The sequence below is a fragment of the Nonomuraea sp. NPDC003709 genome, assembly GCF_040610775.1.
Taxonomy (GTDB): domain Bacteria; phylum Actinomycetota; class Actinomycetes; order Streptosporangiales; family Streptosporangiaceae; genus Nonomuraea; species Nonomuraea angiospora_A.
Window position 1 is genome coordinate 1 of the sequence record NZ_JBEXMW010000068.1, and the last position, 9,312, is coordinate 9,312.

At 67.8% G+C, this 9,312-nt stretch carries 10 protein-coding genes; 5 read left to right on the top strand and 5 right to left on the bottom strand.

The annotated features are described in order from the left end of the window. The 4 genes from ABZX61_RS65440 to ABZX61_RS65455 all read right to left on the bottom strand — a co-directional run. On the bottom strand, positions 1-896 hold an 896-nt coding region (locus ABZX61_RS65440; RefSeq protein ID WP_355213159.1), incomplete at its 3' end, for a S8 family serine peptidase. A 126-nt stretch (positions 897-1,022) separates the two neighbouring features. Further along, positions 1,023-1,919 (bottom strand): CU044_5270 family protein, encoded by an 897-nt coding sequence (locus ABZX61_RS65445; protein ID WP_355213161.1) that lies wholly within the window; start codon positions 1,917-1,919, stop codon positions 1,023-1,025. Further along, on the bottom strand, positions 1,906-2,580 hold the full coding sequence (locus ABZX61_RS65450; protein WP_355213163.1) for an RNA polymerase sigma factor: 675 nt from the start codon (positions 2,578-2,580) through the stop codon (positions 1,906-1,908). The genes ABZX61_RS65445 and ABZX61_RS65450 overlap by 14 nt, the downstream gene beginning before the upstream one ends. Before the next feature lie 128 nt (positions 2,581-2,708). Next, entirely contained in the window at positions 2,709-2,912 is a 204-nt protein-coding gene (locus ABZX61_RS65455) for a hypothetical protein (RefSeq protein WP_355213165.1), read from the bottom strand. A 169-nt stretch (positions 2,913-3,081) separates the two neighbouring features. Between ABZX61_RS65455 and ABZX61_RS65460 the strand changes: the two genes are divergently transcribed. Continuing rightward, complete coding sequence (locus ABZX61_RS65460; protein WP_355213166.1) at positions 3,082-3,570, top strand: hypothetical protein; 489 nt, start codon at positions 3,082-3,084, stop codon at positions 3,568-3,570. 285 nt (positions 3,571-3,855) lie between these two features. On the opposite strand, the gene ABZX61_RS65465 is transcribed toward ABZX61_RS65460, so the two are convergent. After that, positions 3,856-4,023: a hypothetical protein gene (locus ABZX61_RS65465; protein ID WP_355213167.1), complete on the bottom strand. Its 168-nt coding sequence runs from the start codon at positions 4,021-4,023 to the stop codon at positions 3,856-3,858. Positions 4,024-4,409: 386 nt separating this feature from the next. Between ABZX61_RS65465 and ABZX61_RS65470 the strand changes: the two genes are divergently transcribed. From ABZX61_RS65470 to ABZX61_RS65485, 4 genes are all read left to right on the top strand, one after another. Beyond that, the gene (locus tag ABZX61_RS65470) at positions 4,410-5,537 is read left to right on the top strand and encodes a hypothetical protein (protein ID WP_355213168.1); all 1,128 of its coding nucleotides are present in this window, start codon (positions 4,410-4,412) and stop codon (positions 5,535-5,537) included. 468 nt (positions 5,538-6,005) lie between these two features. Further along, entirely contained in the window at positions 6,006-6,413 is a 408-nt protein-coding gene (locus ABZX61_RS65475) for a hypothetical protein (RefSeq protein WP_355213170.1), read from the top strand. A 961-nt stretch (positions 6,414-7,374) separates the two neighbouring features. Next, positions 7,375-8,421, top strand: a complete 1,047-nt coding sequence (locus ABZX61_RS65480) for an aldo/keto reductase (RefSeq protein ID WP_355213171.1) — start codon at positions 7,375-7,377, stop codon at positions 8,419-8,421. 225 nt (positions 8,422-8,646) lie between these two features. Beyond that, positions 8,647-9,312, top strand: a 666-nt coding sequence (locus ABZX61_RS65485) for a GNAT family N-acetyltransferase (RefSeq protein WP_355213172.1), incomplete at its 3' end; no start/stop codon positions are given.

The window sequence follows — 9,312 nt, forward strand, 5'->3', positions numbered from 1 at the left end:
GACGCTGGAACAGCTCGACGCCCGGCGACGAACAGTGTGCCGGTCTGTTCCGACAGCGTGTTGACCGCCTGCTCCAGCGGATCCAGCTCCGGGCCGTCAGGACCGCCCCAGCTCATGTTGACGATCTTGGCCTTGACCTCGACGGCGGCCCACTCCATGCCGGCAAGGCCTTCAGACTCGGTCAGGCCGTTGCCTTCGCCCACCTTTCCGATGGCCAGGCCCGCCTCCGGGGCCACGCCCCGGTACTTCTCCCCTCTGCCGGCCACGATCGAGGCGACGTGGGTGCCGTGGCCGCTGTTGTCGCGCATATCCGGTTCGTTGCTGAATTTCCCCTCATGCGTCACCGCGCCCTTCAGGTCTGGATGGTCAGGGTCGTAGCCGGAGTCGAGGACCGCGACCGTGACGCCCTTGCCCGTGAAGCCCTGCTGCCACGCCTGCGGCGCGCCGATCTGCTTGACGCTCTCGTCCAACGAGAAGCTCCTGCGGCCGTCCAGCCACAACTTGGTACGGCCCGCCACCAGAGTGCGAGCTCCCGTGAGAGTCCGCCAGGTCTGCGCGGCGTTCGCCTTGGGCACGCGTGCCGCGCTCATGCCCAGACTGGACAGCCGCCGCACCTGCGAGGAACCCAGTGACGTGGTGATGCCCTGTTCGATGACGGGGATGTCGGGGGTGTCGGCATCGCCGTACCGCCAGGCCAGCAGTTGGGTGACGTCGAACAACCGCCGGTCCAGCACACCCTGGGCGAGCAACGGCGCGGCATCCGACGGGATCACATACAGGTGGCCCCTGCGCACCTGGCTGGAGAAGTCGATCTGCCTACCGGGCCCTGGCTCCACGCGATGCCCCTGACCGGTGACCACCACCCGGTCACCGGTGATCAGCGTCACCCCGTTCACCGGTGGGGATGGAGCCTGTGATGCCGGTGTCTGTGTGGGTGTGACACCGATCGTCCCCGCCAGCAAAGCGGCGAGGAGCGACTTGCCTAAAGTCATGATCTACCTCACGTACGAAGGAGAAGGCCCTTACCGGGGAAGCTCGTCCGTCCAACCTGTGGTCAACTTGATGAACAACCCGCGGTTCGTACCCGTCAGCCCTCCCGTAGCGGTGGGGAGCCAACTGGTGCGGATCACCTGGGATGTCTCCGGATCGACGACCAGCTTGCTCTCATGCTTCCCGCCCTGGATCATCAGCTCCTCGCCGCCTTCGACCGCGCCCAGCCGCTGCACGCCCGGCAGCTCGGCGAGGGCGCGGAACGCCGCCGATCGGACGTCCGCGGGCGCGGGGAGCTCCGCGATCAGCGAGGCCAGCGGCAGGAGGGCGATGTCGTGCTCGCCGACGGGACCACCCTTCTGCATCGCGGTGACCTTCTGCCGCAACGCCTCGGGGTCGGTCGGCAACGCCTCGAGATCCTCCATGGAGACCTCGGTGCCGCTGTCGGCGGGTCCGAGCCAGAACGTGCCCGAGGGCTCCTTCACCACGCCGGGCCCGTTGCCTGGCTCCCCTCTGCTCCACCGCTGCCCGTCGCGCGTGGTCCAGCTCTCCCCCCAGAAGTGCCGGCCGTCCGCGCTCTCCCGTTTGATGTGCCAGTAGGTCCCCGAACCCTGTGGCGTACGCTCCGCGCTTTCGGCGGCCACGAGCAGGACGTTCCTGGCCGAGGTCAGGGGCAGGACTTCACCGGCGGAGGCCGGTGGCTTGACGGGCGCGGCGGCCTGACCCGTGGCGATCACGACGGCGGCGGCCGCCGCGAGCGCGGCGGCGGCAAGGCCCGTGACCCGCACGGTCAGCGGCCGCCGGGAGCGCCGAGGAGCCGCCGTGCGGGCCATCACGGCCAGCAGCCGCCCCCGCGCGCCGGTCAAGGCGTCCGGGTTGGTTTCCGCCACCTCCGAGCGGAGTTGCTTGATCAGCTCAAGGTCGTTCACGGTCTTCTTCTCTCGTCTCGATGGGATTGGTGCCGCCCAGAGCGTGCGCGACCTTGCGGCGGGCTCGTGACAGGCGCGATCGCACCGTGCCGACGGGCACCTGCAACGCTTGGGCCGTCTCCTCGTACGTGAGATCGCCCCAGGCGATCAGCAGCAGCACGTCCCGCTCACCGCGGCCGAGTTTCGCCAGCGCGGCGGCCAGGCGCTGCCGGGTGGCCGATGCGGAGACCTGGGCGGCCACCCGCTCGTCGAACGCCGCGACCACGGGGTCCTCGCCCGTGCGTGCCATGGCCCGGTAACCGCGCACTTCGGCACGCCGGTGCAGGCCGATGACGTTCGTGGTGATGCCGTACAGCCAGGGCAACGCCTCCGTACGGCCGAACTCGTACCGGTGGCGCGTCTCGAAGGCCCTGGTGAACGCCTCGGCCACCACGTCCTCGGCATGGTCGGGCCCAAGGCGACGCGCGACGTAGCGGTGCAGGACGGTAGCGTGCCGGTCGAAGAGCGCAGCGAAGCGCTCCGGTACGTCCAGGGATGCCGCGATGATGGCGGAGTCGTCCTGGCAATCCGCCAACCCCGCCTGGCCGCGTACCGATGGCCGGTGGTCGTCGGGAGGTGGGGGATCCGTCAAGACGAGCTCCCGTTCTGAGGTGGTTGTCACGACCGTCTTTATCCGTAGGGCGTTTTAGAGTTCCCAGTAGATGTTCCGAACGGGTAGAGGCCGTCCCCGATCAGGTCGCGAGTTCGTCGGCCGAGGCACCTCGGCGTCGCGCCCCAGCCCATGGACCCTCACCGACAACTCTGGGTGGCGCAGGTGATGCCCTCGCGGGCCGCCTGCGGATCGTTGAAGGCGTACGTCAGGTGCTCGCCGAACACCATGCCGAGCTGCCGCGTCCGGCCGAACTTCGGCGCGTGGCCCACGGCGCCGTCTCCCAGGTGGTCGTCATCGCCGACGACCACCGCGAGGTCCTCGGCCTGACCGTCGGTGAGCAAGCGTTCTGGACCGAGTTCCTGCGTTCCCTGCACTCCGTGGCCTGCGCGGCGTCCGCCTGTCGACGCTGTCGAGTCCACTGAAGCTGTAAGAGATCGACGCGGGACATAGTTGGGGCCGCAGTTGCACCACTCGACCTGACCGGATGGCGGGGGTGGCATGCTGAGGCCGGTGAGGATGATCAAAATAGCGGTTGCGGTCCTAGCGGTCGCGGCGCTGTGCTTCACCCCGACCTACGGGTACGCGGCGGTGGTTCTGACAACGTGCAAGATACGCGTGGCGCAGCAGCATCCTGTGCTGGAACGGGACGTGACCCCGTTGCTGACCCGGTTGTTCCCCGCGGACTCGGTCACAGCCATCGACCGTGAGGATAACTGCCAGTTCGAACCGGACCCTGACTTGATTCCCTCACCGAGCGCCAGCGTGGTCGTAACTGTGGCGGGTGTCCAGCACGTGCGGGATGCGCTGGCGGTGATGCACCGGGAAGGCTGGCAATTTGATGAGCCTTTCGAGGAACTCGATCCGTTCGGCCAGCTTCCGGGGCTGACGAAGAAGTTCCCGCACGGCACCGTCGATGCGGTTGTTGACATGATGTCGGACGGGGCCCCTGTGTCCGGCGGTTCCGGGGTGCCCACCTGGGAATTCGAGTTCAGCTATTAATGAGCCTCGAAAGCTCGGTGTGCTGTTGGGTCCCTTTCTTGGTGCCACGCGCCGCGCACCATCCGCCGCAGCCAGCGCGGTCTGATCAACACCTGGCTACACGTTCGGGAGAAGAGCCTCAGATACGTCGAGGATGTCGCCCGCTTCTGACAATGTCTTGGCCCTCAGTGGCGGCCGCTCATAATCCGTAGGTCGTGGGTTCAAGTCCCACCCCGCCTCACCACACCGACCTGCGGCTTCGCGTGGATCTGTAGTCGCGTCATCTGATGGTGAGCCACAGGTGAGTCACGCCTCAGCCCGCTCCTTACCGATCTTCCGGTTGGTCGCCCGCACCGCCTTCAGCACCAGCCGCGCGGCCATCCGGACGCTGCCGTGACTGAGGTGCGGCAGCAGCGAGATATAGGTGTCGGCGATCAGCACGATGCCGGCATGCCTCAGCAGGCGCTGCACCACCTTGAGCTCGGTACACGACGCCAACGCTTTCGTGACTGCTCCGTGGCATAGGTCGTGCCGCCGGATCGTCGGCACGTCCGCCGCATCAGGTCTCACACCCTGCCGGTCCAGCACCCCGCGACGGCCTCCGAAGCAGTGGTACACCCGTCCTCGCGAAGCGGTATGCCATCGCTGCGCCCAGGAGCCGACAGTGCCACGCCGCGTCGTAACCGGCGCAGGAGAAGGAATTATGCCGCATCTCTGAGCAAAACCGCTGATCAGGCATTCGCAACAACGTCAAAAAGGCGTCACGTGAGCGGCAGATCCAGCATCCTGGGCATGACCAGAAACTGCCCCGAGCAAAGCTCTCCTTCTCTGGTCCTCCCCTTTCCTTTGAAGAGGTCTTCGTGACTCGGTATGCCATCGACCGTGCCCACAACACGCTTCTCGCGCAGTGGAGCACCGGCATCGGCGACACCGCTACCGTCGTGGCCCGGCTGACCCACGACCAGCTCCACCAGAACACCCGCCGACTCGCCGCGGAACTGACCCGCCTGTCGCACATCTGCTGGCGCTCGTACACGCACCCCGCCACCGCTGCCGACCGGCACAGCCCCCACAGCCTCGGCTGGCACCGGCAACAGGAACGGGACGCCTTCGACAAAATCCTCCCCGCCCTGATCGCCACCACGCGACCCAGCGACCAGCCGATCGGCACCAAGGTCGAACAAACCGCACACGCCGTCGCCCATGCCCTGCGCGCGCTCGGCACCTCTCAGCTCACCACGCACGTCACCACCGATATCGCCGCCGAACTGGCCGCCATCGAACAAGCCGAACGCGGCGACCTGTCCGACCGCGCCCAACAAGCCGTCGCCCTCAGCCGCGAAGACGCCTCACCCCTGCAGATCTCCCAAGCTGACCGCCTGCTACGTGACAACCCCTTCGGCAGCCAGGACCCCTTCACGCAGGTAGATCCCACCGCAGCCGCCATCGCCGCCGCCCACTGGTTCTACGCCGCCGTCACCATCACTGCCCGGCACACCGGCATGCACCCGATCCAGGTGGTCGCCAGGGCCGAGCAGTACGACAAACCCCTCGCCCTCGAAAGCCTCACCGACATCACCACAGCCATGCACGCCGGCGCCCGAACCCGGCACGTGGTCATGCCCCTCATCCGCAACGCTCTCCACATCGCCGACGGCCACCTGCGCGGCATCCTCGAAGTCCAACACCGCATCACCGCCGCCCAGGAACTCATCAGCAAGGCGCACACCGACCACCCCGGAATCGATCTCAGCCCCGACAGCATCTACCTGCCCCTCACCTCGCTCGACCCCGCCCGGCCCGCCCCCGACCTCCTCGACAACCTGCTCCACGGCATCCACACCTGTTGGCAGCTCTACCAGCACCACACCGACCCCCAACGCCCCACCCCTGCCAACGTCGAGAATGCACGGCAACAACAACTCCGCCAGGCATTCCTCACCGCGACCCGAGAAGAAGCAGCCGCCCGAAGCGAACGACTGCTGTAGCACCCAGAGCGCATGCCGACCTCGGATATAGCGCCAGCGAAACAGCATGTCAGCACCGAGTTCGTCGAAGTTACTCCCATGGCATGGCCTGCTCCAGGTACGCGGCAACCTGGAGCAGCAGGGCCTTACGCATAGGCGGGAGGCTATCCGCGCGCCGACTCGGATACTCAAAGCAGGAACGCCATCCGCAAACCGCCAGCGCCTACATTCCGCATCACCGTGGCCCCTCAACGGACAGCGACGTGCAAGTTAGATGACAGTGCCGCTTGAGAGGCTCCGACCGAGAAATCCCGTAGCGACGCGCCGACGAGGGCACGGCTCCGGCGTGATGGGAGTTTCGGACATCTTGCGCGCGAGCCCATCGAGGAGGACAAGACAAGAGTGAGCGACAACTCGGGACGTCAGCAGGTGACCTTCCGACCTCGTCTAGGACGGCGGATAGTCACATGTGTCGCTCCCATCGCGATCATGACTGCAGGTGCGGGTGTGTTGGGCGCGTGGAAACTCACCCTGAGTGGTCTGCCGTTGCTTGGCCTGATGGCGGTGGGACTCGTGGTGGGCGGCGCCTTGGCCGTCCGCAATGCCATGGTCGGCGTCACCGTCGCTCCTGGCGAAGTAGTGATCATAAATGGCCGCAAGACCACTCGGATACCTGTTGAGAAGCTTGAGGGCTTCGACTGGGAAGACTACGGTCTCGTTGCCGTATGGGACGACAATGGTGGCAGGCAGGTGACCCCGGTCGCGGCGTTCAACAAGATCGCCAACCCTATGGCCGACCTCGAGCACGGCCATGAGGTCTGGGAGCAGTTGAAAGACTTGTCCAGGAGGCCGGTACGGCGTCCGCAGCGACCACGGCCGCGCAGGCGGCTGGACTGAGTGTACGCGCCCGGCGCGAAGGCCAGTCCCTTGCCACCGCACCTCACGTTCTTGTGCTCGGCGAACAGGGTTCCGTCGAGGGCGATCAGGAGGTCGTTCACCTCCTCAGCGCGCAGGGTATCCACTCGAAGGTACCGGGCAGGTCGGCCCGGCCCTCCGGGATCTACTCCGCGTCGGCGTCGATCATCCGTCGGCGGGCACGCTCCAACCCTTCCTGGCCGAGGCGGTCGTGGACGTGGGCCAGGACCGCGGAACGGAACACGAGCACTGGCTGGTCGGTGCCGCCCCAGGGCGACGTCCACCCAGCGCAGGGCCGTGACCTCGCCACGCCGCAGCCCACGCAAGGCGACCAGCCACCACAACACGAACAACGGGTCTTCGTGTGCGAGACGCAGGAAGGCAGCCAGTTGCTCCACCGTCCACACCGCCACAGGCGGCCGCTCTCCTCCGTGCCGCCAGGCCGCCTCCCGCCGAGCCGTCCACACCACTGGATGCATCTGCGCCGGCGCCAGCAGCCGTACGCCCTGCGCGGGGTTGGGGTCGATCAGATCCTCGCGCACCGCATGGTTCACAGGCCGGCTCCAACGTGGATGCGCTGATCGGCTCACCGTACGGATTCCGCCCGTCCCAGCGCAACGAACATGCGCGTCACATCCCGCCGGGACAACTCGGCCAGAGTCAAGTGCGTTCTCCATGGCGAGGACAGCGTCGATATGCCGTGCCTCGTCACGCAACCAGTGTTGGGTCCGGCGAAGCGCATCTCCGGATGCCGTGCCACCCGCGATCTCACGGTGGAAACGCAGGTCGTCGACCATCCGTGCCGCACGCAGTACGCCTGGGGCGCCCGCGAAGACGAAACCACCGGCTCTAGCTGGTGATCAGTATGGGGAGTCACGGAACGGGACACCTCCCATGGGCGGGCGTCCTGGCGGTGCCGCTCGCCGATTGGAATGATGACGGGATGGAATATCGCGAGCTGGGACGATCGGGGCTGCGGGTATCGGTGCTCACCATGGGCACGATGACGTTCGGCGGCGGGGGCAAGTTCGCCTACGTCGGCGACACCGGGGTGGAGGAGGCGCGCAAGCAGATCGACATGTGCCTGGACGCCGGTGTCAATCTCATCGACACCGCCGACGTGTACTCCACGGGCCTGTCGGAGGAGATCGTCGGCAAGGCGATCCAGGGCCGCCGTGACGACCTGCTGCTGGCCACCAAGGTACGCATGCCGATGGGTGACGGCCCCAACGACGCCGGGCTGTCGCGCCACCACGTCATCACCGGGGCGGAGGCGAGCCTGCGCCGCCTGGGCACCGACCACATCGACCTGTACCAGGTGCACGAATGGGACGGCCGCACCCCCGTCGAGGAGACCCTGGCGGCGCTCGATCACCTGGTGACCGCCGGCAAGGTCCGGTACGTCGGCGTCTCCAACTACACCGGCTGGCAGCTCATGAAGGCCCTGGGCGCCGCCGACAGGCTCGGCCTGCCGCGCTTCGTCAGCCAGCAGATCTACTACTCCCTCCAGGCCCGCGACTCCGAGTACGAGCTGATCCCGGCCGCGATCGACCAGGGCCTCGGCGTACTGGTGTGGAGCCCGCTGGCCGGCGGCCTGCTGTCCGGCCGCTACCGGCGGGACGCCCAGCCGTCCGAGGGACGCCAGCTCACCGAGTGGAACGAGCCTCCCGTACGCGATCAGGAGCAGTTGTACGACACCGTCGAGGTGCTGGTCGACATCGCCGGGGAGCACGGGGTGTCGGCGGCGCAGGTGGCGCTGGCCTGGTTGCTGGGGCGGCCCGCGATCACGTCGCTGGTGGTGGGCGCGCGCACCAGCGAGCAACTGGCCGACAACCTGGCCGCCGCCGACCTGAAGCTGACGGCCGAGCAGCGCGCCCGGCTGGACGAGGTCAGCCGCCAGCCGCTGCTCTACCCGTACTGGCATCAGGCGGCGACCGCTTCCGACCGGCTCTCGCCCGCCGACCTGAGCCTGCTCGGACCGCACCTGTAGACAGGTTGTACGTACGCCCGCCGACGCCGGGCTCGGGCCGATCGGGTCGTTCTCGCGGTGCCTGCCTGCCGGTTACCGAGTGAGGCTCGATCACGTCGGTGAGGTCTTGGCGCGCCATGGCGAGGACCTGCCAGAACCGCAGACCGGCGCTGTGATCTCGACTCCGTACAGGCTCTGGTACTTCCGAGGCTGTGCCGGGGTGGCAGACAGAGTAGGTTCGCGCCTGTGAGTGATATTCGACTTCTTGGTCCCGAGGAACTGCCCCTGTGCCAGCGGCTCGAAAGCGATCGCGAGTGGTCCACCGACGAGGCCAAATGGCGGCTGATGTTCGAGACGGGTGAGGTCTACGCCGTCGACGCGGCCGACGGCGACGGCCTGGCCGGGTGCGTCGTGGTGACCCGCTACGGCGACTCGCTGGCCGATGTCGGCATGATGTTGGTCGCCAGCAGGTACGGCAGGCAGGGGCTCGGCACGCGGCTGATGGAGCACGCCCTGGAGGCCGCCGGAGACCGCATCGTGGAGCTGACCGCGACCCGGTTCGGGCGCCCCGTCTACGAGCGGCTGGGCTTCCGGCCCACGGGCAGCCTGACGATCACTATGGGCCCGATGGAAGGGGCGGCGGGGTCGTCCGGAGTCCGCGTGGCGACACCGGACGACCACGCCGCGCTCCTCGACCTGGACGCCGAGGTCACCGGGGCCGACCGGAGCAAGGCGCTGACCGCCCTGCTGGCCACGGCCGAGCGCATGGTCGTCACCGACGGCGGCTTCGCCGTGGCCTGGAACGCCGGCCCCCACCGTGTCATCGGTCCCGTCGTCGCGCCCTCGGAGGAAGCCGCCCGCGAGCTCATCCTGGCCGCCGCCCACGGCGCCGACCGCGACGTGCGGATCGAC

What these genes read in the sequence shown, in the direction of transcription:
- ABZX61_RS65475 (WP_355213170.1), top strand. Translation starts at nt 6,006, where the DNA reads ATGACTGCAGGTGCGGGTGTGTTGGGCGCGTGGAAACTCACCCTGAGT.
- ABZX61_RS65480 (WP_355213171.1), top strand. Translation starts at nt 7,375, where the DNA reads ATGGAATATCGCGAGCTGGGACGATCGGGGCTGCGGGTATCGGTGCTC.